Raw genomic sequence first — 24,578 nt, forward strand, 5'->3', positions numbered from 1 at the left:
TTTTTTACAGCCATAAAATGAAACCTCAACCAGCGGAATTCTTTATTTACATGAAGGAATGGACCCCCTTTCAAAAAGAGGAATCCGTTCCCGCACATTAGTATTAATATTTACCGTAAAATGAATTTGCTTTCATTCGCCCATCATTTGTCATAATCATTTCTTCCAAAATCTTTTGCTTATCACGAATATGCTGTGCTGCCTTAATGATGAATGGGCTTACTTCTGCCGCAACTTTCGAGCGCGTTTCTTCATCCAATGTCATCATCCAACGATTTAACATCGCGCTCTTCTCAGCAAACTCTCCATCTGACACTTGCAATTCACCGATTTCATTAAAACAGCCGACAAATGCTCGATAAATATCATTGTTCATTTTCAAGCGCTCCGCGGTAACCGTCTATTAAATCTTGTAACACTTTCACAATCGCATCAATATCTTTCGCTTCACGTGTTACTTTCATCGTTTGAATTTGAACGCTAATCCAGTCATATAAACCATAAAGACTATCATATAAATCTTTCGTAATCTCAGGATTTAATTGAAGCTTTAATTCTTCAAAAATACGTTCCAACTTTTCAAGAAGTGCATCCCCTTCTTGTAGTTTAAAAGTATGTAAAAGTTCTTCTAAATTACGAAACTCTACAATACATCTTTCATAAATAAAAATTGTATTTTTAATCGGATTACTCGTCATAATATCATTTTGCATATAACGTTGCCATGCTTGCATACGATCACTTCCTCAACTTTCATTAATCATCACTTTTTTGTTTTGTCATTGCTTTAATTGTTTTTAATTGGCTATCTAACGCCGCTAATGTACTTTCTAACTTTTGATACTTCTTCACGATTTCATCTTGCTTTTGTAAGTTTTGTGACTCAATGTCTTTTATCTTCTTATCTAAATCACTTACACGTGAATCAATGTTTTTTACACGTTCGCCAACTATACCTTTATCACCGAATAATTTATCAAGTGGTTCTTCCATCATTTTTCCTAAACCGTTAGAACTAAAGAAAAATTGCTTCGCTGCATCTGGCTTTTCTTTTAACGCTTTCGTTAATGCTTCATCATTAACTTCCATCGTTCCATCTTGTTTTAATTGAATACCAAATGAGAATAAATAATTACCATCTTGAGAAAATGTTACGACATTATTCATCGCTTGGCGTACACTTTGCATAATCGTTTGCCCTTGGAAAGCTCCGCCTTTTCCAGCAAAGATATCTATTGTAGAAACAGCTTTATTATAATCCGCTACCATCTTTTTAATAATATTTGATGCATCGGTTACGTTTGAGTCACTTACTGTAAACTTCAGTTCTAGTCCTTTTTGATCTGCAGCTTTTACATCTGAATCCGCTCCACCACTAGACTTATTTTCAACTATCGGATCTGTTACTTTTAAAAGCTCAACCTTCACACCAGGAAGTGTTTCAATTGTGTTGCTTGCGCTTTGTTCTTCGACACCATTGATACTATATATTGCATCTAACGCTTCATTAATCGTGTTTAATTTCACTTCCGTAGAACCTTCCACTTTCGAATAAAACAAATCTGTAAGCACATTTGACGGTGTTTGTTCCAATTTAATATTATTCGCTGCCCCTTCTTTCGTAGAGGACATAAAAATTTTCTTACCAAGTGTATATGCTGATACACCATAATCTCCATCATTAATTTTATTAATTAAATCTTTATATGTCATATCAGTTGTTACTTTTATTTCTTTTTCACCTAGTTTTATCGTTTCATTTCTTGGAAGCTTCGCATTTATATCCGTTATTTCATTAGATGCAATCTGATGACGCTGTGCAAGTTGATTAATTTTTATGTTAAAAGTTCCCGCAATAGCCCCGCCATCTGCTTTTACATTAATATATCCGTCTTGTGATGTTGTTACCTTTTTTTCATTTCCTTTAAAGGCTGCTAAATTTTTAAATGTTTGCGTGAAAGAACTAAATTCCGATTTTAAACTTGTATATAAAAGTTTATCTTGTGAAAGGCTATTCTTTTCATTTGTATACGGCGTTTTCCTCATATCTAGCGCATTCATTTCTAATTCAACGAAATTAGAAGTATCAATCATGTTATTTCCGAGGTTCCAAATCTGTTGTCTACCGCCAATACCTGTTAACGTTCCTGCCATATTTCTCACTCCTTATTTTTTTACATGTAGTCTAAAATACTCGTTTTACTCATCGTGCTAACCGCTTTAAGCGTCGCTTCATACGTCGCATTAATATACGCCAAATCAGAAATTGCTACAGCTAAATCAACATCTTCAATTTCTTTACGATTTTCTTGAAGCGCTAGATTTTGCTCGCTTAAAATTGTCTTAAACGTATCTACAGTGTTCATCGTTGCTCCTACTTCTGTTGTACGATTAATAACACCATCCAAGTTTTTCTTATTTTCCGCTAAAAACGGCTGTAACGCCTTTTGATCACCACTTTGCATCGCGTCTTTCATCTTTACTAACGTTTGAATAACAGGGGTTAGTAAGTTCTCGCCATTACGAAACGCTTTAATTTCATAACCATCATTCAGCTTCCACATTACATCTTTTTCGCCGCCCTGGTATGTTCCATCATCTGCAAATGGAGGTTTCTCTGCACTATCTCCACCAAACAGATAGCGACCTTGCTCTTTCGTATTCGCTAAATATACAACTTGTTTTAAAATTTGATCGATTTCGGCACCGATTGCCTTTAATTCTTTTTCACCATTTGGTCCATTTAACGCTTGTATTGTTAATTGATCTGCTCTCGTTAAAGATTTCACAATACCTGATAATGTAGTTTCTGTCTGACTTAGTACATTTTTAGAATCCGCTATATCTTTTTGCATTTGTTCAATATTCGCCAACGAATGTTGAATCGCGAATGATTTACTTGCTGCAAGTGGATCTTCGCTCATAAGAAGATTTTTCTTCCCTGAAGTTACTTGATTTCGATGATATTGCTGCTGCACATTTAAATCCATTAGCTGATTCTTTGCCCAATTTGCATTTTGAAATGTAGATACTCTCATTTCTATCTCCTCCTTACTTATTTTGAATCAATTACTATTCCCTATCGGATAATCGAAAACAGACTATCAAACACTTCATTCATCGTAGAAATAGCTTTAGAGTTTGCTACGAAGTATTTTTGGAAGGCCATTAAATTTACCATTTCCTCTTCCATGTTCACGCCTTCGACACTCATCTTTTCTTGCTGAATACCTTCTAATAAATCTCCATGAATTTTTTGATAACCATTCACTTCACTTTTATCAGATGCTACCTTGACGATGAATTGGTCCAATGCTTTTTTATAGGAAAGACCTTCTTTATAATTGTCATCTGTAATTCCTGCCAGTTTATTTGCAGTTTCAGCAGATATTTTCATTTTCGAAAAATCATTCACAAATTCTGGATTTAGCTTCAACTCTTTCGCATAATCCCCAACGAAGAATTCTTTTCCCATCACTGTATTTACTTCATTTTTCATTGAACTCATTAAGTCTTCAAGATTTTTCTTATAACTAGCAATCTGCCCTTTCGTATCAACCGCTGATTTTATTGCACCACTAGTTAAAGGGATTTCCGAACCATATATTTCAACTGACATTGGCTCTTTCGTTTTATTTAATTGGAGCGGATATGTATCTTGTCCATTTACTGTTAAAACGCCATTCATTCTAACACTTGCGATATTAGGATTCATAGATTCATAAGATACTTCTATATTGGCGTACTTTGACATTTCTGTAACGATGCGGTCACGTTCGTCTAAAAGTTGATTCGGTACTTGTGTACCAGCTTGCCCAATTTTTTTATTTGCCTCTGCTAAACTAGCAGCAAGACGATTAAATTCATTAACATGTGCTTCAATATCTTCTGTCGTCTGCGCTTCTACTGAATCTAAGTTTTTCGCAAGTTTATTTACCTGACTTGTAAACTTTCCAGTTTCAGAAATTAGCGTATCATAATAGTTTGATTGATCCGGATTTTTTGCAACTTCCCGAAAAGCATTAAAGAATCCATCCATTAAACTAGATATTGAATTTTTCCCTGTCGTTCCTACCATAGACTCTACTCGTGATAAAACAGAATTCTTATAATTATAGTAAGCAAGCTGAGATAATTGGTCGTTAAACTGTTTCGTTTTCACTTCATCTGTAATACGATCAACACCTAACGTTTGTACACCGTATCCTATTCTTTGTTCCGGCGTATGCCCATTACTTGCTCCAACAGAACCGAAATTTACCGCTTGACGTACATATCCAGGTGTATGAATGTTAGACAAGTTTTGTTTCGTCGTTTGTAATCCCATTTGTGCCGCTAACATGCCCGATAACGGGGTATTATAATCAGATAATCTCATAATGCTTCACTTCCCCTTTACAATAGTTCGTTCATAAAGATTTGCGAATTATTGTTTCGTTCTAAGTTATATTCAGAAACAGAATCCACAATACTTTCTGTAGTTTTTAATAGTACGTTTAAGTAATATTGATTTTTCAAAAGAATCATTTTTACATTCTCTTCTAATTCAGTTAAGTTTTTTTGTAATTTTTCTATTTTTTCAATTTCTTCTTGAGAAAAATACAAAAATAACGCACTTACGCGAAATGATTCCACTCCTTGTTCTTTACAAAATTGAACAACCATTTCTTCAAATGAATTTGATAACTTTTTTAAACCATCAATGTATTGCAATTGCTCTACTTGCAGTTTTTGAACCGCATTTACATTTTTATGTTTTAAATTCTCATATATTTGTTCTCCAAGCGCTTGAATGTTTTCATATGCTTTTTGAATAATAACGAGCTTTTCATATAATTGTATATACATATAGCTTCCTTCCCTTTTACAAGACTAAATTTACAATTAAACCGTGGATTTCTCCAATTTGATTTAACATTTCTAAATGTCCCGTTTTTGTATTAATTAAATTCATAACATCTTCTAACTCATTTAATCCCATTTCCGCCTGCTTCACAATCGTCATTTTTTGTGAATATCCATAACGCGGATGACGAGACATGACATCTTTATATTGCAATACATTATCAACGTAAAAATTCAAAAATGATTTTACTGTATTTTTGTATTCCATTACGTTATCAAGTGTTAATTCCATTTCAATTTTCTCTTTAATTTCTCCAATATTATCAACAAACGCTTCCATTTGTTCTAACAATTTATCTTTTTTCGGATCTGCATGCAAATTATCCGAAAATGCAAGTCCTGTCCTGACATTTGCTTCTTTCGGCATTTGAGTAGCAGGCGGTATATGCGATAAAATTGGATTATGCGAGATAGAACGCAGCATATATATCACCTATTTATTTTTTTATTTCTTCCTAAAGTTAATCGTAAAATCTAGTTATTTATAATTATACTCTGAACACTAATATTTTGCAGTTATTTTTTATAGAAGATATGTTACAATTTAGCATGAGGTGGCACAATTCTATGAATATTTTTCTTTGTGGTTCAAATCAATTAACAGCATTAGATCAAGAAGAGATTAAAAAATTTTTAACTGACTATGCTCACAAACATAAAATTTACATATTATGTTATAAATCTATTGAAAATGAGGTACTTCGTTTTTTCGTCGAAAACGAAAGACTCGCTCAAAATTTATGCCTTTACACGCTACAACCGTTACAAGCAGTAACAGATGAATTTCAAGAAATCGTTGATTATTTAAAAAAACACGGAGCCGAGTATGTTGCTTTTGATCATCCTTCCGACTCTATTTACCGATCAGATTATATGTTTTTTGTTAAACAAATTATTGAAGATACCGATTTAGTTCTCTGTTTTTATAACGGAGACAAACATACATCTGTCATTCCCGTTGATATTGCAAAAGAAGCTGGGATTGATGCTGTCATTTACGATTTACCAGGTTTACATGAAAAGCAAATGAAAAAAAGCTTTGAACAAAAAATTCGTATGATGTAAAGGGGGCGGCACAATATCGTTATTGTGCCCATTGTAAATATGATAATTGAACAAGATTATGATCATTTTATCGCGAGTTTTAAACAACAATTCAATATGGATATCGCTTCGTATAAACAAGATAGAATGCGACGTAGAATCGATGCTTTCATTTCAAGAAAAGGCTTTGAAAACTACACTACTTTCTTAAATACTTTACGTGTCGATCAAAGCTTATTTTTAAGTTTCATTGACTATATTACAATTAACGTTTCAGAGTTTTTTAGAAATAAAGAACGTTGGCAAACACTAGAATCGAAAGCACTGCCAAAATTACTCGAACAAAATAATGGAAAATTAAAAGTATGGAGTGCCGCTTGCGCTGCCGGTGAAGAGCCATATACACTCTCTTTAATTTTATCGAAACATCTATCTCCATTTCGCTATGAAATACTAGCAACAGATCTTGATTTTCATATTTTAGAGACTGCAAAACGCGGCCAATATACGGAACGTTCTTTAAAAGAATTACCTAGCGATTTGAAAGAGCGTCATTTCACAAAAGAGGATGATATATATTCATTGCATCAAAACATAAAGCAAAACGTCACGTTCAAACAACATGACCTGTTAATGCAGTCGTTCGATACAAATTACGATTTGATTATTTGTCGTAACGTAATGATTTACTTCACAGAAGAAGCAAGAACTAAGCTTTACGAAAAGTTTAGTCGTTCTTTACGAAAAGGCGGGGTGCTATTTGTTGGTAGCACAGAACAAATTTTAACACCCGAACGATTCAATCTTCAGCGCTTTGATACATTCTTTTACGAAAAAATATAGAAAAAACAGGGTAAATTCATCCTGTTTTTTTGTATTTTTTCACCAAAATCATAACGAAGAATTGCGGGATTACATTCAAAAAACTAACTAATAGTAATAATTGATACGGCGTAAACGGTTTAAAATAACCCCGATGCCAGCTTACCCCTAACTCAATCTCCATCTTGTATAGAAAATAAAATGAAATAATTATAGATAGTATATTGCCTATAATAAAAGGAATTGTATTGCTAAAAAGTTTAGAGAAAAAAGCAAGAATCGAAGTTCCTATCACCATGATTACATACCCAATCATAGATCCGTTAGCAAAGTCTTGATACATCGAAAAATAGACAAAAGGAAAGCAGTATAAACAAACTATTAGAATCATAACGATTAACTTCCTCACAGTTTCGCCCCCTTTTTTGATTATATTCCGACAATAGTGTAATTTTACACTATTGTCGGAAAAATTAGCAAATACCTTTCCCTTGTTGACGCTCTTATAAACATACAAACCCCCGAATCATGTCCATGATTCGGGGGTTCCATTCATTTTTTTATATAACTCGAATTAAAATAATACAAACAATCCATATAAAGAGGAACAGAAACGTCATGGACCATTTATGTTCTTGCATCGTTTGTTTCAACGCCTGTGATAATTGTGTCATATTCATTTCTGCAAGTGCTCGCCATACACTTGCATCCCGCTCTTTAGCCGTGCGATCCGTGACACTAATTAAAATGGTTTCATTAGATAATTTCGTTATATACGCAGTAATAACCGTTACCATTAAATTTATATTGCCTTCCGACGAATCACTCTCCACGTTAGAAAGGAGTGCACTTACATCTAGTAACGGAATATGTACCTTTCTACCAAATGATAGTTGTACTTCAGCGAAATCATACGTTCCATCTAATAAAGGCAGTTCTTTTATATGTGCCTGTTTCACAAGCCCTTGCAAGCTTCTCATTATTTGTTCATATACTTTTTCAGTTTGCTTTCCTTCTCCAGATAACACGTGTAACTTTTTAAAAAGCTGTAACACTGTATCCATCTCTTTAGAAAGCATTTCTTTCACAATCTTTCCGTCACCTAAGCTAGCAAGTAAAATTCCGATTTCATTATTTTTCATAATGATTTTGGAATGCCCAGTAAACACTAGGTTACTACGTTTTCGTTCTTTCTGAATCTCATGTTCTGAAATAGCTGCAGGCTGTTTTAATGGTTGTAGCGTCTTATTTTCAATTGTCGTACGTTTAATTTCCATTTAAGCGCCTCCACTACGGTGAAATAATTAGCCCCATTCTTTATTACTCTTTAAAACTAAAAACAGTACGAATAAACCTGACATAATCGCAAACACATTAGAAGCTTGTACCCCTTGTTCACTATTTTCTTCCTTTTTCTTTTGCGGTTCTTCTATTTGTTCTTTCTTTTTCGAAACGACTCCATTGTCATTTCTACTTATTTTCTCTTTTTGAGCCTTTCCATTACTTACTTCCTTATGATCCTTCAGTGGCTCTTTTATAAAGTAAGTAATATCTTCTTTCTCTTTCAGCGGCTCTTTTATAAAATCATTTATTTTCTCTTCTTGCTTCGGAATTTGGACAACTGGCGGTTTTTCTTCCTGTAGCGGAACCTCTTCTTTTGAGTCTTCCTGCTTCTCAGGTTCTTTCTTCTCTTCTAATTTATCTTCATTCTCTCGTTCTTCTACTTTTTTATCCTCTTCTGTTTTTTTCTCCAAAACAGAAACGATATACTCACTTGCCTCGACCAGTTTATTGCCGGCCGCATCCACTACCTCTACAACTAGTTCGTATGTGCCAATTGGCAATGCATCCGTTATTTCAAATACTTTTTGCCATTCCATATCACGCTTATTGTAATCTAATAAAATTGTAATCTCTTTATTATCTGTCCCTTTTAATGTAACACGAACTTCTTTCACAACCGATTCTGCATCTGCCGCCTTCACCCGTACACGTATAGGATCGCCTTGTTTTCGTTCAATTACGTTATCCTTCGCCTCGTCAACAGTAACTTTATGCAACTTCGGCAACTCTTTATCTATTGTTGGTGTTTCATTATTTATACGAATAAGAGGAACTTTCACTTCATTTTCTAAGAGCTCTTCTTTTTCATTTTCTTTATAACTTTGAACGAGCTGCAGGTTCCAATCACCTTGCAAATCAAAAATCCCGACCTTATAATTAGCAACCCATCGCTTCGTTTCTTCTTCATAGTTAAAAGATATCATTCTTTCTTGCTCATATGGATTGCTGTTTTTTGGTAACTGTAACATACCTTTTATACTTTGAACATTTTGCTCTTTTGGCTCTACAATAATCTGCACTTCTTCGCCAACCTGTAATTCTTGCTTATTTACTGTAATAACCACTTGATCCGTCTCTATCTTTTTTTCGGTTTCTTGTTCATTTTTTTCTTCTTGTTGTTCCTCTTTATCTTGCTTCATTTCCACTTGCTCTGGCTGATCTTGAACTTCCTTATTTTCTTCTTGCACATTCACTTCATTTATATTTTTCTCTGGCACATTTTGCTCTTCCGCCTGACTTTGCAGCGGGAAGAGCAAGCACACATGTATGCATAGCCAGCAAATTAGAAAAAACTTTACGTTTTTCATCCGCCTGTTCAAACTCCTATTTCAATGCCTTATAGTGATTTCGTCACTTTCACTCCGAAAAATCCATCTACATTTACAAGTTCACCATATGCCACCAATACATCATTTACATAAATTCGAATTGGTTCATCAATATCTTCATCTAAAACAACGGCTTCATTTTCTTGTAAACTTAATATATCTTGAATTGTTTTCACTGTACTTCCAAATACAAATTTCACGTTCATTTCTACATTTTGTAGAATGGATGTATCCATATACACTGGCTCAATTTGTTTCACTTCTTTAAATTCAATCGGTTGTACAACAGGTTCTACAACCTCTTCTTCTATTTCTTCCTCAACAATCTCTTCTTCTGCTTCCACCATTGGATATAGCAGTCGTCTTACCATTTCTTTCGCTTCTGAAATTGGTAAAATTTGATACATTTTTGATTGAAGCAAGTCGCCGATTTCAAGATTAAACGTTATTTGGACAAGCTCATCCACTTCCATTGCTTCTCCCAAATATTCCATCTCTTCTTTTAATGTAACAAATTTAACGTCTGGCGGCGTCATGTCCATTTTCTCTTTAAACATTTCTGACATTGCTGTTGCAGCATGCCCCATCATTTGGTTCATGATTTCTTTAATACCGCTCAGTTCTAATTCGCTAAGCTCTTTCTCAGGGTCGATCTCCCCTGTTCCCATCATCATTAAATCTACCATTGTCAAAGCAACATCTTTCGTAAATACGAACACGTTCTCATTTTTTAAGCCTTCAACAAAATCGACATTTAAAATAACAAAAGGAACTGGTACTCCGTCATAATGACGCACATTAATCGCTTCTACATTTGGTGTACTAATCGTAACCGGTTGATTTAAAAGCGTTGATAATACAGTTGAGGCTGAACCGATAGAAATGTTCGCAATTTCCCCAAGTACATCTTTCTCTTCTTGCGTTAACTGCTCTTTTTCAACATGTTCTTCTACAATCTCAGCTTCCACTACTTCTGCCGGCTCGTCTTGCTCTTCACCAGACAATTGTAGTAATTTATTTATCATCTGTTTCGTATGTTCAACTGGAACAATTTGTACAAGTTTAGAGTTTACTAGATTATCTATTTTAAGGTCAAATGACACTTTAACAATCGTATTATTTCCAGTTATTCCAGAGATTTTCTCCATCTCTTCTGATAGCTTTACAACTTTAATTGTCGGCGGAGACATGTCTACTGTATCTTGGAAGAATTCCGACATAGACGTCGCTGCGAATCCCATCATTTGGTTCATCGCTTCTTGTACAGCACTTAGCTCTAATTCGCCAAGTTCTTTCCCTTCTTCCACTTCACCTGTCCCCATCATCATTAAATCAGCAATCGATAAAGCAACATCTTGCTGAAGGACAAGTAAATTCTCCATATCTAACCCTTTTGTAAAATGAATGTTTAATACAACATGAGGAACCTCAACATCACTTGTATCATATAAATCCACTAACTCTACATGAGGAGCAGTTATACTTACTTGCCTATTTAAAATTGTTGATAATACTGTCGAAGCTGAGCCAAATGATATATTTGCGATTTCGCCAAGAATATCACATTCTTGAGGCGTTAAAAGCTCCTTTTCTTTATCTAGCACAATTGTGCTCGTATCCCCTTTTGTGTGTTGCTCAGGCATTTTCCCTGCCTCCTCATTTTTGTTTTTCTATCAAATGAATACACTTTAACTCATTCTATTTTAGCAAACTTCCTACACTAATCGTGAATATGTATTTATTTCCATTTATATATTAATTTTCTTATATTTGCATAGTTAACAAAAAGCTCCCCAATTGTTTACAAGTGGGGAGCTTTCCTTCATTCCTATTATAAACCTTCTGGGTTTAAAATGAGGACCACTCGTCCATCGCCGAGAATCGTCGCGCCAGAGAAATAGTTCGAACTATCTGCAAAGAAGTCGCCTAATGACTTTAAGACTATTTCTCTTTGACCGATAATTGTGTTTACAATTAGTCCATAGCTACGATGTGTATTACGAACAATTAACACAGGAACCATTTGACTATCATATGACCCAAACGCCTCATCTACTGTTTTTTCACCAAATACAGTACTTAAATGCTTCACTTCAATAATTTGATCACGATAGTTTAACACGTCTTTTCCTTGTACGGATTGGATGTCTTCTCTCTTAATTCGAATCGCTTCGACAATGTTACCAAGAGGTAGAGCATAGCGCGTGTCATTTGTTTGAACAAGCATGGATTGAATAATAGATAACGTTAACGGAAGTTCAATTCTAAATGTACTTCCTTTTCCTTCCTCTGAATCAATAATCAAATGCCCACCTAGACTATGAATTGTATGTTTTACAACATCTAATCCAACGCCACGTCCTGAAAGATCCGATACTACTTCAGCTGTACTAAATCCTGGTTGGAAAATGAGGTCATACACTTCACGATCCGTTAATTTATTTGCCTCAGATTCTGTTACAACGCCATTTTTAATCGCTTTTTCTAATACTTTTCCTTTATGAATACCATTTCCGTCATCCGTAATTTGAATAACGACATGATTTCCACTATGAAAAGCTTCTAATTTAATCGTACCTGTCTCATTTTTTCCTGCATCACGACGTTGTTCAACAGTTTCAACCCCATGATCAATCGCATTACGAATTAAATGAACAAGCGGATCACCGATTTCATCAATTACAATTTTATCTACTTCAGTGTCTTCACCTGTAATTTGTAAATCGATTTTTTTTCCTAAATCTTTCGCTAACATACGTACCATACGAGGGAATCGATTGAAAACAGTTTCTATCGGTACCATACGCATATTTAATAGTACATTTTGAATATCTTTCGAAATATCACCTAATCGATTTAAATGCTCAATTAACTCCTTGTTTTGAATCGTTTGTGCCAATTCATCAATACGCCCACGTTCAATTACACTTTCTTCAAACATGTTCATTAATCGTTCGATTTTCTCTAATTGAACACGAATGGAACGATTCTCACCTTTAGCATTTTTCGTTTTTGCAGCGCTTTTCGTTGGTGTAGCACTTGCTGGTTGCTTCGCTGCCTCCATAGGGGCTTCGACCTGCGTAACTACATCCGATTGGATCATTTCTTCTACTTGCACAACTTCTTCTGTAGCAAACTTCGAATCTACTTCCTGTAAAGATTCTCCTTGTTTCACTACTACTTTTTCAATTTCAGAAACGTGAAGGACTACCTGTTTCAATTCTTCTACACTACGATCCGTATTCATAAATACTGTGAACTCAAATCCGAAAGCATCTGCTTCGATTTCTTCAATACTAGGAACCGTTTTTTGTATATCACCTATATTTTGCAGTGCTTCAATACACATAATGGCACGTACTGCTTTTAAAATAGCTTGCTGTTCAACGGTTATATGCACTTCATGCGAAACTGTATCATCTATGCTTATAGACTCTTGCTCTACATGTTCCGCACTAGTTTCTACATTTCCGTTCAATAGCGCTTCTAATTTTTGTTTCGTTGAAACTACATCAATATTACCCATTCCGCCTTGTTGCACATCTGCAACCATTTTCTCTAAATTATCAATACACTCAAAAATCACATCAATAATATTCGCATGTACTACTATATTCCCATGACGAATTTCATCTAAAACGTTTTCCATTTTATGCGTTAAATCCGCCATTTCCGTAAATTCCATACTCGCAGACATACCTTTGAATGTGTGAGCTGAGCGGAATATCTCCCCTACTACACCCATATCAGCAGGATTCTGTTCTAAAATTAGCACATTTTCATTTAGCGACTGCAAATGTTCTTCCGATTCTTCAAAAAATATATTTAACAGATCTGTTTGCATTTTCATCCCCTACCTGTCTAACAAACATTTCATTTATGTATAACAATTTAGTGTTTTAAAACGAGAAAAAAGGGGGCCACACATCTATCCGTTATCACTGTTTTGATTCCTTGTGGCGCCCCTTTTATATTAGCTGTTTGCTACTTTTGTTAAAGCTTCGATTACACGATCTGCTTGGAATGGCTTTACAATAAAGTCTTTTGCTCCACCCTTAATTGCATCTAATACCATACCTTGTTGTCCCATTGCTGAACAAATAACAACCTTTGCACTTGAATCAATTTTCATAATTTCTTTTAACGCTTCAAGTCCGTCCATTTCTGGCATAGTAATATCTAATGTTACAATATCAGGTTGAAGTTCTTTATATTTTTGAATCGCTTCTACTCCATTCTCTGCTTCTCCGATAACCTCAAATTCAGAATTACTTTTTAATAAGTTTTTAATCATCGTTCGCATAAACATTGCATCGTCTACAACTAAAATTTTATGTGCCATTCTATTTGGTTCTCTCCTTCTATGTATAAATATATCTTAATATTTCACCTTATCATTCTCACTCATTATACAAAATAAAACGATAAAATTTAATATTTTTTTAAAAGAATTTCTGTATTTTTATTATTTTATTACTAAAATAAAAATATACTATTCTTTAATATAAATGACAACGCGACGGTTTTTCTCCCAATTTTGCGGTGAATCATTTGGTACGACTGGTTTTGTGTCTGCATATCCTACCGCAGCTAACCTTTTATCCTCCACATTATACACTTCAATTAAGTGGTGAATCATATTAGCCGCCCTCGCTGAAGATAATTCCCAATTAGAAGGGAACTTCTCGTTATGGATCGGTCTACTATCTGTATGCCCTTCCACAACAATCGGGTTTGGTACAGATTGAAAAAATCCGACTAATTGACTAATGATCTCTTTTGCTTCAGGTTTAACGTTCGCATCACCCGTATCAAATATTAAATTATCTACTATAACGACGCTCACTCCCGTATCTTCTCGGTATACATTCACTTGACTAATACCGTTACTATCTACATATGCTTTTAACTTTTTGTACAAGTCATCCATTCGCTTTTTTGAGATCATTTTTTCATCATTTTTTTCATGTGAAATATCTGGTATTGTATTTCCCATTACTTTTGCATCAACTTGCTCCACGTCACTAAACTTTTCAAGCATCTTTGATAATTTTACTGTATCTTGCTTTGATGTAGCAACTAGTAATACAAAGAAAGTTAATAATAACATCGTTAAATCTGTAAAAGTCGTCATCCAACGAGGCGATCCCTTTTGCGGTCGTTTCATCATAACCATAACACTCCTTGCAATATTAGGCTGCTCGTTTTACTTTTTTCATCTTTGTTTCATATACATATGTATCTAGTTTCAACTTTAATTTAGAAGGAATTTGTCCACGATACAATTCTGAAATTGCTTCAATAACAAACTTCTTCTCTGTATATAAATCTTCAATACCACGATACACTTTTTCAGCAAGAGGGATTGCAATCATATTTGCAAGTACTGATCCATACAATGTCGTTAACATCGCAACTGCCATCCCTGTACCAATTTGCGATGTGTCTTGCAAGTTTTGAAGCATAATAATAAGACCTATTAAAGTCCCTATCATGCCCCAAGCTGGAGCAAAATCACCAATTTTATCTAATAATGTCGCTCCCTTTCTTAACTCATACACTTCTGTTTCAACATCTTTCATTAATACTTCTTTTAATTCCTCTTCATCATAACCACTTAACATAAGTTGAATTCCTTTTTGAATAAAAGGATTGTCTACTTGCTCTCCATCAACTTCCAAAGAAAGTAATCCGTGTTTTTTAGACTTTTTCGAAAAATCAACAAACAAATCCGTTAACTGTTCTAAATCTTCTTCTTTTCTATGTAAAACAGTAAAAATACTTTTCGTATATTTTTTTATTTCTCCAAATCGATACGCCACAACAATTGTCGCTGTAGTTCCCCCTATGACAATTAAAATAGATGAAACATCTAAAAAGTTTTTAAAAGCTTTTATTCCGCCGCCGCCAATCATAATTGCCGCTATTACTATGGCAAAACCTACTATAATGCCAACTGGGCTAGAAATGTCAAACTTCCTTTTTCTTCTTTGTGGTCTAGCAAATCCTTGATTTTCGTCTCCCATATTCCTGCCCTTCCCTTTTCATTTTTATAAAACATTTTTTTATTTTAATAATGCGTTTTCACATATAATGTTTATTATACGCTTATCATCTATTTATCGCAATATACTCATAAAATTGACACATTTCATTTCCATATTAGAATTATAGTATGGAAATATGAGGAGGATCACGATGGAACATAACATTTTACAAGTCATTGCACTAGCAGAAAAACTAAAATATGAAATGCGACATAGCTGGCTTTCTAACGGACGTCAAGAAAGCGTTGCTGAACATACGTGGCGCATGTCTCTAATGGCCATTTTAGTTGAGCCTTATTTAGATCAAAAAGTAAGCATTGAAAAATTACTTAAAATGGTTATTATTCACGACCTAGTCGAAGCTGAAGCTGGTGATATTCCTGCTTTTGATACAATGAATAGTCATGAATTACAATTACAAAAACAAAAAAATGAGCAAGAAGCCATTTTAAATATTAAACGAACATTAGAAGGTTCTCTCGGTCAGGAATTATATGATTTATGGATGGAGTTTGAAGCGAAAGAAACGTACGAAGCAAAAGTAGCTAACGCACTTGATAAGCTTGAGGTGAAAATTCAACATAACGAAGCTGATATTGATACGTGGCTTCCAATTGAGCATAAAATGACATTCCAAGTAGCAAAGCATACAAACTTTGATTCTTTCCTATCTAAATTACAAAAAATGATTGAACAAGATGGAGAAAAGAAACTACTCGCTGCCGGCATTGACGTGGAAGCTTGCAAACGATAATGAAAAGACACTCAATTTGAGTGTCTTATTTCATTATCGTTGATACAGCCTGCTTATAAATCAGTTGTTGTTTTCCATCAACTAACATTAAAATAGTGAATTTATCTATCGCAACAACTTCTCCTACTATTCTAACGCCACTCTTTAAAAATATTGTAACGATACCTTTTTCTTCTTTTATTTGCTTATATAACTCTTCTTGTAAGTGTTCCAAATACTGTTCTCTCCTTTTTCGCAAAATATCTTAATATAAAAAACTATAAATTATTTATTTATGTACTTTATCTTTTACATTCATAAACTTATTAATAAGTATATCTAAATCTCGGCTAAATAACAAAACTTTATCATGTTCCAATCCATGCCTGGCAACAAGTTGAATTAGCTCTTTCTTTTTGTTTTCTATTTTATTGTATAATTTTCCCATCTCCATCTCTTTACTAAAACTCCCTTTTCCCATAATATTACTTGTAAAATTATAGTACAAATCCTCTCATAAAAAAATATAAAAATGGTTTTTTTTACAATTTTTATATTTTTTATGAACAAATCGCAAATTATATAATAATTCATTCACATATCACTAGCCCAACATACAATCAAAATAACCATACAGGCGTTTGTCTAATTCCAAAAGAGACTGGCTCCTTTTCCATACAAAAAACATATTGTATATAGTAGTCCATGAATTATATAGATTAACTTACTCAAAAGGAGGAAAACATATGAGCTATGGTGGAAGTTGCGCTGGTTTCGGCGGTGGATTTGCTTTGCTTATCGTACTATTCATCCTTCTAATCATCATCGGATGTAGCTGTTGGGGTGGCGGCGGATACGGATACTAATATATCCTATCCTTAACAAATGAACGAAAAACTATACGAAAACAGCTCATATTTGAGCTGTTTTTTCATACTTTCGTATGAATGAATATCCCTCTTTTTTGCGATTTCAACTAATAAAAAAACGTTTACTATGAAATTAAGAAATACTTTACTAAGGAGGATTACAATGATTAAAGGTCTTTACGAAGCACATTTACCTGTCCGCAACCTAGAGATATCAATACCTTTTTATGAATCACTTGGACTGAAATTATACAAAAGAGGAGATGATATTGCTTTCTTTTGGATTAAAGAAAATGAAAGTTGGCTCGGCCTTTGGGAAGGCACAGAATACAAAGTTAATTATCATCCCTCTTTACGACACATCGCCTTTCAAGTAAGCTTACATAATTTAGAAAATGCGATTCATTGGCTAAATCAAAAAGGCATTTCAGCACGAAAAGATTTCGGAATAGAACCAATTGAACCGATTGTTTTTCCAGAATTAGCGCATGCCGCCGTATACTTTAACGATCCTGACGGAAATAGTTTAGAATTGATTGCACAATTACCTGTTGGACTTCCTACAGCGGAGAAAGTGTATGTAAGTGAGTGGAAAAAACAAGTTCAGGCATCCTTATTACATAAAGATTAATCTTTTTATGTCAGTTTCTTATTCCGCACTTCTAAAAACAAATAATAACTTCAAAAAACTATTTTACGGTCAAACGTTAAATGTACTTGGAGATTGGTTTCATACTGTAGCTTTAGTAACCTTCGTCTATAGCATAACGAAATCTCCGTTTATGATCGCACTAACTTTTATAAGTAAAGGTTTACCTCAACTTCTTCTTAGCCCTTTCATTGGCGGCGTTGTAGATCGTTTTTCTAAAAAGAAGATTCTGATTTTTACCGATATTTTACGAGGCATAATCGTCCTCACTTATTTATTTGCACTATATAAAATTGAGATTATTTTCATTTCTAATATATGTTTAGCTGTACTTTCTTGTTTATTTGAGCCGGCTAAACAAGTAACCTTAAAAAATATCGTACACCAAGATCATTTCGTAACTGCTAACTCTCTTTCTAGTATAATGAATGGTTTTATGTCTATTATGGGGGCTTCTTTAGGCGGAATCCTTGCACAATCTTTACATATTGAGTTCGCTTTTTTAGTAAATAGCCTGTCATACTTTATTTCAGCCTATTTTATTTATAATATGAGCGTCCCTTCTCATGATACTTGTAACACAAAAAAAGCATTTTTTACTGATATAAAAGATGGTTATACATACATATTACAAACTAAAATTATTTTAACCTTAATTCTTGTCGGCATTTCATGGGGCATGATTGGAGGTGCTTATCAGCTACTTCTAACAATCTATGCCGAAAAAATTTTTCACACGAATATCGGAATTTTATATACGGTTCAAGGGGCTGGGCTTATGATGGGTAGTCTCCTCGTTAATCTATATATATATATCATAATAAAGAAAGAATAAAAAAAGCATTTGGCTGGGCCTACTTCCTACAAGGAATTTTCTTTCTCGCATTCATTTTATCCGATCAGCTTATTGTCGGTATTATTACATTGCTCTGTATGCGCATAGCAGGAGGAGTCATCGTTCCACTTGATACGACATTACTTCAAACTTACACGAAGGAAAATATGATGGGTAAAGTTTTTTCATTCCATTATTCCATTTATGGATCTCTTATTCAGTTATCTATGTTTTTTACAGGAGTGCTTCTAGAAGTTCTTTCTCCGCAAGTTATCGGTACCTTGTTGGCTATATGCTGTATTTTTGTTAGTTTTATATGGCTTTACTTATTTTATCGCGGGAAACTGAATAAAGAATCCACTATCACTTAATAGCATGTTTATGTACATGCTATTTTTATTTATGTCGAAATATAAAGGAAAAAGGCGATTTATTTTCCTTACGTTCTAATTTTTTAGAACGTAAAATAAATTTAGATTATAAGAAAGGAGATGTCGTAATGTTTGACGATAGACTTACCATTTCAGCTGAGCAGCAGAAGCTCATTTCTAATGCAACCCGCATTCAAATTCTTCACCTGTTAAAAGACGAAGCACTCACTGCAAAACAAGTAGCTACTAAACTAAATAAATCTGCTGGTAGCGTACATTATCACGTTCAAATTTTATATGATGGAGGGTTACTTGAATTAGTAGAAACGAAAGAAAAACGGGGAATTATTGAAAAATATTATAAAGCAAAAGCCGCTCATTTCTATATTGAAGAAAGCGGCACAGAAGGAACGAATACAGGTAGTCATATTGTATCTCATTTATTTTTAACTCCAGAGGAATTACAGCAGCTTACGTGGGAAGTTTCACAAGTTTTATTACGCTGGGAAAACAAAACCGCTCGTCAATCAAACTCCGAAGAGGAATACGCTATTTCCTGCAAGATTAAAAAACAATGAAAGAAAGGTCCAGCTGCTCATGAAAAATAAATTATTATTATTGTCGGGAACAGGAATTTCTCGTTTAGGTGATTTTATGTATCTCATCGCCCTAAACGTAATGGTGTTAAATAGCACAAACTCCCCTGCTGCTGTAGCAGGATTATGGATTGTAGGTCCAATTGCGACCGTTGTTACAAAAATATGGTCTGGTAGCATAGTAGATCGATTAAACAAACGGTCCATTATGCTCATCACAGATATAATTCGGGCAGCTCTCATTGGCTGTATTCCACTATTTGATTCTATTTGGGCCATTTATATTTTTATCTTTTTAACTCGCATCGCTACATCATTTTTCGATCCAGCATCATTTTCTTATAGAACAATGCTCATACGAGCTGAAGAACGCGCTCAATTCAACGCTTGGAATAACTTTTGTACAAGCGGGGCTTTTATTATCGGTCCAGCCCTTGCTGGAATACTTCTCACCACGTACTCAGCATCCTTTGTAATTTACTGCAACTCACTTTCCTTTCTACTTTCTACTATTCTCATTTATTTCTTACCAAACATTACACTACAAACAAAGCAAAACGAAGAAGTTGCAAATACTTTCGTACAAACATTACGAAGTGATTGGAAACAAGTTTTTTCATTCGCTCGAACGGAAACTTACATCATTCTCATATTCGTTTTATTTCAAGCCACTATGCTTGTTTCTATGGCGCTCGATTCACAAGAAGTTGTATTCACAAAACAAGTACTGTTTTTATCCGACATGGAATATAGCATGCTTGTTAGTATAACTGGTGCTGCATATATTTTTGGTTCATTTCTTGTTTCTCTCTTTGCTAAACGATTACCGATTCAATATTGCATCGGATTCGGTATGATTTTTACAGCAATAGGCTATGTAATTTTCGCCTTTTCAAATTCATTTATAATTGCGGCAGGCGGTTTCATTTTACTGGGCATTTCTTCATCATTTGCTGGTACTGGCTTTATCACATTTTATCAAAATAACATCCCAGTTCATATGATAGGACGCATTGATAGCGTATTTGATTCTATAAAAAATTTCATCCAAATCTTTTTCATTTTAGCAATTGGGGCATCCGCACAATTTCTTTCCGTTCAAATTACTGTAATCATTAGTTCATTACTCATTCTTCTCCTTTCCTGTTTATTAGCAATCCGGGTAATGACGCCTTCACGAGAAAAATATTTTAAGGCTACAGGGTCATCATTGGAATATTAAATGCATCATAAAAAGCGGTTATTTAGCCGCTTTTTTCCCGTTTTAAAGGACAGTAAGCCCCCACTGATTTAAGTTTCACTTTATGTTAAAATATGTATTGGATTTGATTATGTAGGAGGGTTATTTTGGAGATTATATTCACTTTCATATGTATTATATTAGTAGCTTCTATTTTACAAACAAGTACCGGTTTTGGCTTTTCTATTATGGCAACACCTTTCTTACTCATGCTATTTCTACCACAAGAAGCTATACAAATAAATATTATTTTATCATTAATTATTTCCATATCACTCATTTGGAAAATAAGAACAGACATTGATTTTATTCTACTGAAAAGATTAATTTTCGGAAGTATAGTTGGTGTTCCTTTTGGTATTTTAATTTTCACTTCTATTAACATCAACACATTTAAATTAGCAATTAGCATCCTGCTCTTACTATTAACGTTGATGCTAATATGCAACTTTAAGATTAAATCAACAAAATCTAGAGATTTTATAGTTGGCGGATTATCTGGTCTTTTAACGACAAGTATCGGTATGCCAGGACCACCCCTGTTACTTTATTTTACAGGAACTGATACGAAAAAGGAGAAGTTACGAGCAACTACATTAGCCTTTTATCTGTTTATATATTTCATTAGTCTACTAACTCAAATACTCTTTACTGGCACAAACAAAACAATTTGGGAATCAAGTTTTTATGCTATTCCAATCGTATTTCTAGGTTTGTATATAGGTCAAATTATTTTCAAATGGCTTAATCAACGGATTTTCAAAATATTTACGTATATCCTTTTAAGTTGTACGGGTATGTATCTTCTTATTGAGAGTTTACATTTGTTATAAGTAAGCTTTTCAAGATAAAAGATGCTTTAGATTGTACAAAAACATATAGACTTAAACGATAAAAAGCGGCTATTATGCCGCCCTTTATTTTCACATTAAATATTTTAAAACTAAAAGACCACCCATTGCTATTACAAAGACATTGAAAAAAATCATCCAACGTTTTTCAAATTCTTTATATCTCTCTTCTTTCACTCCACATTGTTTTAGTTTTTCAATTAAAATTGTTAATTCTTGATTATACTCTTTACTTCCTAATTGTATAAAATTATTATTTATATTAATTCCATATACATTCTTCATTTTTTTATGTCGCGAAACTGCTTGAATTGAGCTTATTAGCACATTGTACTCATTTATTTTTTTAAAGTAGCAATCTAACGATATAATTCGTAATCTTGTATTTGTTAAAACAATGTAATAATAAAAAGTAGCACCTGCAGTGAATATATTCGGTATAACTTTAGAATTTACAAGGCTCCCCTCATCCACTAATATTTCACATTCGATTTCTTCTCCTTCTTGTAACTCTTTCCGAACTGATTCTTCCAATATTTGCATCGTTAATTTCTTCAATAATTCCCCGTTTTTCACATAATACTTATCTATATTTATAGACTCATTCGCTTCTTTCTCTAAACGTGTAATTTCTTCCTCTGAATATTGGAGCTCATTTAACATAGACAATAATCTTTTATCCATATTACACACTCCCTTTCCACAATTTTTGAAGCTTTTTCTTCCCACGAGAAATTCTATTGTATATATAATCCGCCGTTACTTTTAATTCTTTCGCAATATCGTCAATGGAATATCCATCAACATACCTCTTTAAAAAGATATATCGATCTTTCTTATTTACATCTTGGACGATTTCCATAATCTCTTCTTCTTTTTCTATTTCATACCTATCATGAATACCTGTATCTATTTCTACGTCTTGAGCGATTTTATTCTCTTTATATACTTTCTTTTTATATTCCAATGCCTTTAATTTAGTAATACCAATCATCCAAGATTTTAAGTTTCCCTTTTCTATATCAAATTGGTCGATATTAAACCAAATGACAGTAAATACATCATTATAACAATCATCCACAAATTGTTTTTCAATAGGAGTACTTAATGATTTATGAATAATGTACAAAATTAATTTTCCATACTGATCAATCACTTCTTTCAAAGCATCTTGATCATGTTTTTTCATAGCTATAATTAAATCCTCTTCAGAATTGAAAATCATAAGCATCTTCCTTCCTCAATTCCCCTTTAGCAGCTGCCTTTACTTACTATTGTTATTTCATTCTCATTTTCTATCACTTTTGTAAAAAATTCTTAATTTTTATTTCTACATATATAATAGCAAATAAAATACCTAAGTTCAGAAAGTGGAATCTACATTCTGAACTTAGGTATTAACAATCAAACTATTCACTTATACTAACGTTTCATCACACAGCTCTGTTACATTTTTAAAGTATTGCAAGTTCTCCTTCGCTTCAGCTTCATTAAATAAATTGAGCTGCTTCATTATTTCAGCAGCAAATTCCACGTACGCAGATCCTACCGCTGTTATGATTTTCCCATCAACGGTTACATCTTTATTTTGTTTATATTCCCATTCATGTAAATGCGCTAATTGTTTTTCATCTGGTGTTAATGATGTTGAGAATTTCTTCTTATTAAGTACTCCTGCTGCATGTAGTAAAGATGTCCCTGCACAAATACCCGCTATCCATTTATTTTGCTTATGTAATTCGTTCACGATAGATAACAACTTTTCATTTTCTAAATGGTCAAAAATATGTCCTCCTGGTACGATAAGCACTTCATAGTCCGCTACTTCAATAAGCTCGATAGAGACATGTGGTTGACACAAAAAACCACCTTCTCCTGTAACTGTTTTGCCGTCTATTGTTGCTGTTATTATTTCGAATTCCTTACTTATTAAAAATAAACTCGCTATATTCACTTCAAATTCTGCAAATCCATCAAATAAAAAGATTAATGCTTTTTTCATATTATCTCCTCCCCCTATACTTATTCGAAGACAATCATATTTCTCCTCCAAAAAAGGCAGACCTGCATACAGGTCTGCCTTTTACTCATTTCTTATTAAATCCTTTTTCACTTAAAAATTCTTTCATATGCATTCTTTTTTCTTTAGCCATAAACGAACTCATTGATTCCGTCCATGTTACGTTCTTCTTATTTGATGATCTTTCTTTGTAATACGAACTCATCGTTTCATCGTATTCGTTTAATAATTCATCATATTTCTTTTCATCATATCCATTTTCATGAAGGATTGCTGCTACTGGTAAACGTGGTTTCACTCCATGATCTTCATCTGGTACACCAACTGTCATTCCGAATACAGGATATACTTTATCTGGTAAATGAAGCAATTCACTTACTTCTCTCGGATTATTACGAATACCACCAATATAACAAATGCCGTATCCTAACGATTCTGCTGCTAACGCTAAGTTTTGTGCGAAAAGCGAAGCATCTACCGTTGCAACGATAAAGTCTTCCACTCCTTCATGCTTTATCTCTGTACTATGCTGTTCACACGCTATTTCAAGTCGCTTTAAATCTGCACAACAAACAAAGAATGCTGCGCAGTCTTTCACGTGACGATTTCCGGATAACTCTGCTAGTTTAGCCTTTAAGTCTTGATCTGTTACATATATAACAGAATAGGCCTGTACAAAATGCGAGGAAGCGGCATGCTGCGCAGCTTGTACCATTCTGTCTACTACATCTTTCGGAATTGATTCTTCTTTATATTTACGAACTGAAACGTGTTGCTCCATTTTATGTATAATCTCATTCATGAAAAACACTCCTTTTTTCTCTTCATAATGAAAAATTAACATATCTTTTTCAATATTCACAACTTATAAGCACAAAAAGAGCAATTCTTTTTGAATTGCTCTTTTTAAAACGTCTATTAATA

The 24,578-nt window shown here is 33.7% G+C and carries 29 protein-coding genes and 1 pseudogene; 9 read left to right on the plus strand and 21 right to left on the minus strand.

All coding sequences use genetic code 11. The annotated features are described in order from the left end of the window. Positions 1-103: 103 nt before the first annotated feature. The 7 genes from BAQ44_RS12950 to BAQ44_RS12980 are packed head-to-tail and all read right to left on the minus strand — an operon-like array spanning position 104 to position 5,329. Positions 104-376 carry a flagellar biosynthesis protein FlgG gene (locus tag BAQ44_RS12950; protein WP_071721916.1) on the minus strand — a complete coding sequence of 91 codons (273 nt, stop codon included), beginning with the start codon at positions 374-376 and terminating at the stop codon, positions 104-106. Continuing rightward, positions 366-734 carry a flagellar export chaperone FliS gene (locus BAQ44_RS12955; protein WP_001149522.1) on the minus strand — a complete coding sequence of 123 codons (369 nt, stop codon included), beginning with the start codon at positions 732-734 and terminating at the stop codon, positions 366-368. The genes BAQ44_RS12950 and BAQ44_RS12955 overlap by 11 nt, the downstream gene beginning before the upstream one ends. Positions 735-756: 22 nt before the next feature. Beyond that, positions 757-2,154: a flagellar hook-associated protein 2 gene (locus BAQ44_RS12960; RefSeq protein WP_071721917.1), complete on the minus strand. Its 1,398-nt coding sequence runs from the start codon at positions 2,152-2,154 to the stop codon at positions 757-759. A 20-nt stretch (positions 2,155-2,174) separates the two neighbouring features. Then, positions 2,175-3,038 carry a flagellar hook-associated protein 3 gene (locus tag BAQ44_RS12965; RefSeq protein ID WP_001266399.1) on the minus strand — a complete coding sequence of 288 codons (864 nt, stop codon included), beginning with the start codon at positions 3,036-3,038 and terminating at the stop codon, positions 2,175-2,177. Positions 3,039-3,079: 41 nt separating this feature from the next. Beyond that, positions 3,080-4,378: a flagellar hook-associated protein FlgK gene (gene flgK, locus BAQ44_RS12970; RefSeq protein ID WP_071721918.1), complete on the minus strand. Its 1,299-nt coding sequence runs from the start codon at positions 4,376-4,378 to the stop codon at positions 3,080-3,082. A gap of 17 nt (positions 4,379-4,395) precedes the next feature. After that, the gene (locus BAQ44_RS12975) at positions 4,396-4,848 is read right to left on the minus strand and encodes a hypothetical protein (protein ID WP_071721919.1); all 453 of its coding nucleotides are present in this window, start codon (positions 4,846-4,848) and stop codon (positions 4,396-4,398) included. A gap of 16 nt (positions 4,849-4,864) precedes the next feature. After that, positions 4,865-5,329 (minus strand): YaaR family protein, encoded by a 465-nt coding sequence (locus BAQ44_RS12980; protein WP_000946323.1) that lies wholly within the window; start codon positions 5,327-5,329, stop codon positions 4,865-4,867. Between the two features lie 143 nt (positions 5,330-5,472). On the opposite strand from BAQ44_RS12980, the gene BAQ44_RS12985 reads away from it, so the two are divergent. Together BAQ44_RS12985 and BAQ44_RS12990 are read left to right on the plus strand one after the other, a co-directional pair. Next, a complete protein-coding gene (locus BAQ44_RS12985; RefSeq protein WP_063263693.1) occupies positions 5,473-5,970 on the plus strand; it encodes a hypothetical protein in 498 nt (165 codons plus the stop codon). Positions 5,971-6,009: 39 nt separating this feature from the next. Next, entirely contained in the window at positions 6,010-6,792 is a 783-nt protein-coding gene (locus BAQ44_RS12990) for a CheR family methyltransferase (protein ID WP_071721920.1), read from the plus strand. A 16-nt stretch (positions 6,793-6,808) separates the two neighbouring features. On the opposite strand, the gene BAQ44_RS12995 is transcribed toward BAQ44_RS12990, so the two are convergent. From BAQ44_RS12995 to BAQ44_RS13030, 8 genes are all read right to left on the minus strand, one after another. Continuing rightward, positions 6,809-7,180 carry a hypothetical protein gene (locus BAQ44_RS12995; RefSeq protein ID WP_071721921.1) on the minus strand — a complete coding sequence of 124 codons (372 nt, stop codon included), beginning with the start codon at positions 7,178-7,180 and terminating at the stop codon, positions 6,809-6,811. Between the two features lie 151 nt (positions 7,181-7,331). Next, complete coding sequence (locus tag BAQ44_RS13000; RefSeq protein WP_071721922.1) at positions 7,332-8,048, minus strand: hypothetical protein; 717 nt, start codon at positions 8,046-8,048, stop codon at positions 7,332-7,334. A 27-nt stretch (positions 8,049-8,075) separates the two neighbouring features. Beyond that, the gene (locus tag BAQ44_RS13005) at positions 8,076-9,422 is read right to left on the minus strand and encodes an Ig-like domain-containing protein (protein ID WP_071721923.1); all 1,347 of its coding nucleotides are present in this window, start codon (positions 9,420-9,422) and stop codon (positions 8,076-8,078) included. A gap of 29 nt (positions 9,423-9,451) precedes the next feature. Continuing rightward, positions 9,452-11,086, minus strand: a complete 1,635-nt coding sequence (locus BAQ44_RS13010; RefSeq protein WP_071721924.1) for a flagellar motor switch protein — start codon at positions 11,084-11,086, stop codon at positions 9,452-9,454. Positions 11,087-11,274: 188 nt separating this feature from the next. Beyond that, positions 11,275-13,287: a chemotaxis protein CheA gene (locus BAQ44_RS13015; RefSeq protein ID WP_071721925.1), complete on the minus strand. Its 2,013-nt coding sequence runs from the start codon at positions 13,285-13,287 to the stop codon at positions 11,275-11,277. A gap of 129 nt (positions 13,288-13,416) precedes the next feature. After that, complete coding sequence (locus tag BAQ44_RS13020) at positions 13,417-13,785, minus strand: response regulator (protein ID WP_000940577.1); 369 nt, start codon at positions 13,783-13,785, stop codon at positions 13,417-13,419. A gap of 150 nt (positions 13,786-13,935) precedes the next feature. After that, positions 13,936-14,613: an OmpA family protein gene (locus BAQ44_RS13025; RefSeq protein ID WP_071721926.1), complete on the minus strand. Its 678-nt coding sequence runs from the start codon at positions 14,611-14,613 to the stop codon at positions 13,936-13,938. A gap of 22 nt (positions 14,614-14,635) precedes the next feature. Next, complete coding sequence (locus BAQ44_RS13030; RefSeq protein ID WP_063263700.1) at positions 14,636-15,469, minus strand: flagellar motor protein MotP; 834 nt, start codon at positions 15,467-15,469, stop codon at positions 14,636-14,638. 172 nt (positions 15,470-15,641) lie between these two features. Between BAQ44_RS13030 and BAQ44_RS13035 the strand changes: the two genes are divergently transcribed. Beyond that, positions 15,642-16,244: an HD domain-containing protein gene (locus tag BAQ44_RS13035; RefSeq protein WP_061680533.1), complete on the plus strand. Its 603-nt coding sequence runs from the start codon at positions 15,642-15,644 to the stop codon at positions 16,242-16,244. 25 nt (positions 16,245-16,269) lie between these two features. Here the strand turns inward: BAQ44_RS13035 and hfq are convergent, their stop codons facing one another. Then, positions 16,270-16,458: an RNA chaperone Hfq gene (hfq, locus tag BAQ44_RS13040; RefSeq protein WP_000400659.1), complete on the minus strand. Its 189-nt coding sequence runs from the start codon at positions 16,456-16,458 to the stop codon at positions 16,270-16,272. Between the two features lie 54 nt (positions 16,459-16,512). Then, positions 16,513-16,731 (minus strand): aspartyl-phosphate phosphatase Spo0E family protein, encoded by a 219-nt coding sequence (locus tag BAQ44_RS13045; RefSeq protein WP_063263701.1) that lies wholly within the window; start codon positions 16,729-16,731, stop codon positions 16,513-16,515. A 238-nt stretch (positions 16,732-16,969) separates the two neighbouring features. On the opposite strand from BAQ44_RS13045, the gene BAQ44_RS30345 reads away from it, so the two are divergent. From BAQ44_RS30345 to BAQ44_RS13075, 6 genes and pseudogenes are all read left to right on the plus strand, one after another. Beyond that, positions 16,970-17,089 carry a YjcZ family sporulation protein gene (locus BAQ44_RS30345; protein ID WP_000120179.1) on the plus strand — a complete coding sequence of 40 codons (120 nt, stop codon included), beginning with the start codon at positions 16,970-16,972 and terminating at the stop codon, positions 17,087-17,089. A 166-nt stretch (positions 17,090-17,255) separates the two neighbouring features. After that, positions 17,256-17,723, plus strand: coding sequence for a VOC family protein (locus tag BAQ44_RS13055; RefSeq protein ID WP_071721927.1), 468 nt, complete (start codon positions 17,256-17,258; stop codon positions 17,721-17,723). Between the two features lie 7 nt (positions 17,724-17,730). Continuing rightward, positions 17,731-18,947 (plus strand): annotated as a pseudogene (locus tag BAQ44_RS13060) (MFS transporter). Positions 18,948-19,075: 128 nt separating this feature from the next. Beyond that, a complete protein-coding gene (locus tag BAQ44_RS13065) occupies positions 19,076-19,525 on the plus strand; it encodes an ArsR/SmtB family transcription factor (protein ID WP_000459091.1) in 450 nt (149 codons plus the stop codon). A 19-nt stretch (positions 19,526-19,544) separates the two neighbouring features. Next, positions 19,545-20,765, plus strand: coding sequence for an MFS transporter (locus BAQ44_RS13070; protein ID WP_071721928.1), 1,221 nt, complete (start codon positions 19,545-19,547; stop codon positions 20,763-20,765). Between the two features lie 125 nt (positions 20,766-20,890). Beyond that, a complete protein-coding gene (locus BAQ44_RS13075; RefSeq protein WP_061680528.1) occupies positions 20,891-21,616 on the plus strand; it encodes a sulfite exporter TauE/SafE family protein in 726 nt (241 codons plus the stop codon). Between the two features lie 90 nt (positions 21,617-21,706). Here the strand turns inward: BAQ44_RS13075 and BAQ44_RS13080 are convergent, their stop codons facing one another. From BAQ44_RS13080 to nfsA, 4 genes are all read right to left on the minus strand, one after another. Next, positions 21,707-22,318 carry a flagellar motor switch protein FliG gene (locus BAQ44_RS13080; protein ID WP_063263707.1) on the minus strand — a complete coding sequence of 204 codons (612 nt, stop codon included), beginning with the start codon at positions 22,316-22,318 and terminating at the stop codon, positions 21,707-21,709. A 1-nt stretch (position 22,319) separates the two neighbouring features. Next, a complete protein-coding gene (locus BAQ44_RS13085; protein ID WP_071721929.1) occupies positions 22,320-22,865 on the minus strand; it encodes a sigma-70 family RNA polymerase sigma factor in 546 nt (181 codons plus the stop codon). A gap of 186 nt (positions 22,866-23,051) precedes the next feature. Beyond that, positions 23,052-23,636 carry a type 1 glutamine amidotransferase family protein gene (locus BAQ44_RS13090; RefSeq protein ID WP_071721930.1) on the minus strand — a complete coding sequence of 195 codons (585 nt, stop codon included), beginning with the start codon at positions 23,634-23,636 and terminating at the stop codon, positions 23,052-23,054. An 85-nt stretch (positions 23,637-23,721) separates the two neighbouring features. Beyond that, positions 23,722-24,456: an oxygen-insensitive NADPH nitroreductase gene (gene nfsA / locus BAQ44_RS13095; protein ID WP_071721931.1), complete on the minus strand. Its 735-nt coding sequence runs from the start codon at positions 24,454-24,456 to the stop codon at positions 23,722-23,724. Positions 24,457-24,578: the final 122 nt, after the last annotated feature.

This window comes from Bacillus mobilis (assembly GCF_001884045.1).
Classification (GTDB): Bacteria; Bacillota; Bacilli; order Bacillales; family Bacillaceae_G; genus Bacillus_A; species Bacillus_A mobilis.

Coding starts and splice junctions, on each gene's coding strand:
- BAQ44_RS12950 (WP_071721916.1), bottom strand. CDS start 376: ATGAACAATGATATTTATCGAGCATTTGTCGGCTGTTTTAATGAAATC.
- BAQ44_RS12955 (WP_001149522.1), bottom strand. CDS start 734: ATGCAAGCATGGCAACGTTATATGCAAAATGATATTATGACGAGTAAT.
- BAQ44_RS12960 (WP_071721917.1), bottom strand. CDS start 2,154: ATGGCAGGAACGTTAACAGGTATTGGCGGTAGACAACAGATTTGGAAC.
- BAQ44_RS12965 (WP_001266399.1), bottom strand. CDS start 3,038: ATGAGAGTATCTACATTTCAAAATGCAAATTGGGCAAAGAATCAGCTA.
- flgK (WP_071721918.1), bottom strand. CDS start 4,378: ATGAGATTATCTGATTATAATACCCCGTTATCGGGCATGTTAGCGGCA.
- BAQ44_RS12975 (WP_071721919.1), bottom strand. CDS start 4,848: ATGTATATACAATTATATGAAAAGCTCGTTATTATTCAAAAAGCATAT.
- BAQ44_RS12980 (WP_000946323.1), bottom strand. CDS start 5,329: ATGCTGCGTTCTATCTCGCATAATCCAATTTTATCGCATATACCGCCT.
- BAQ44_RS12985 (WP_063263693.1), top strand. CDS start 5,473: ATGAATATTTTTCTTTGTGGTTCAAATCAATTAACAGCATTAGATCAA.
- BAQ44_RS12990 (WP_071721920.1), top strand. CDS start 6,010: ATGATAATTGAACAAGATTATGATCATTTTATCGCGAGTTTTAAACAA.
- BAQ44_RS13000 (WP_071721922.1), bottom strand. CDS start 8,048: ATGGAAATTAAACGTACGACAATTGAAAATAAGACGCTACAACCATTA.
- BAQ44_RS13005 (WP_071721923.1), bottom strand. CDS start 9,422: ATGAAAAACGTAAAGTTTTTTCTAATTTGCTGGCTATGCATACATGTG.
- BAQ44_RS13010 (WP_071721924.1), bottom strand. CDS start 11,086: ATGCCTGAGCAACACACAAAAGGGGATACGAGCACAATTGTGCTAGAT.
- BAQ44_RS13015 (WP_071721925.1), bottom strand. CDS start 13,287: ATGCAAACAGATCTGTTAAATATATTTTTTGAAGAATCGGAAGAACAT.
- BAQ44_RS13020 (WP_000940577.1), bottom strand. CDS start 13,785: ATGGCACATAAAATTTTAGTTGTAGACGATGCAATGTTTATGCGAACG.
- BAQ44_RS13025 (WP_071721926.1), bottom strand. CDS start 14,613: ATGATGAAACGACCGCAAAAGGGATCGCCTCGTTGGATGACGACTTTT.
- BAQ44_RS13030 (WP_063263700.1), bottom strand. CDS start 15,469: ATGGGAGACGAAAATCAAGGATTTGCTAGACCACAAAGAAGAAAAAGG.
- BAQ44_RS13035 (WP_061680533.1), top strand. CDS start 15,642: ATGGAACATAACATTTTACAAGTCATTGCACTAGCAGAAAAACTAAAA.
- BAQ44_RS30345 (WP_000120179.1), top strand. CDS start 16,970: ATGAGCTATGGTGGAAGTTGCGCTGGTTTCGGCGGTGGATTTGCTTTG.
- BAQ44_RS13055 (WP_071721927.1), top strand. CDS start 17,256: ATGATTAAAGGTCTTTACGAAGCACATTTACCTGTCCGCAACCTAGAG.
- BAQ44_RS13065 (WP_000459091.1), top strand. CDS start 19,076: ATGTTTGACGATAGACTTACCATTTCAGCTGAGCAGCAGAAGCTCATT.
- BAQ44_RS13070 (WP_071721928.1), top strand. CDS start 19,545: ATGAAAAATAAATTATTATTATTGTCGGGAACAGGAATTTCTCGTTTA.
- BAQ44_RS13080 (WP_063263707.1), bottom strand. CDS start 22,318: ATGGATAAAAGATTATTGTCTATGTTAAATGAGCTCCAATATTCAGAG.
- BAQ44_RS13085 (WP_071721929.1), bottom strand. CDS start 22,865: ATGCTTATGATTTTCAATTCTGAAGAGGATTTAATTATAGCTATGAAA.
- BAQ44_RS13090 (WP_071721930.1), bottom strand. CDS start 23,636: ATGAAAAAAGCATTAATCTTTTTATTTGATGGATTTGCAGAATTTGAA.
- nfsA (WP_071721931.1), bottom strand. CDS start 24,456: ATGAATGAGATTATACATAAAATGGAGCAACACGTTTCAGTTCGTAAA.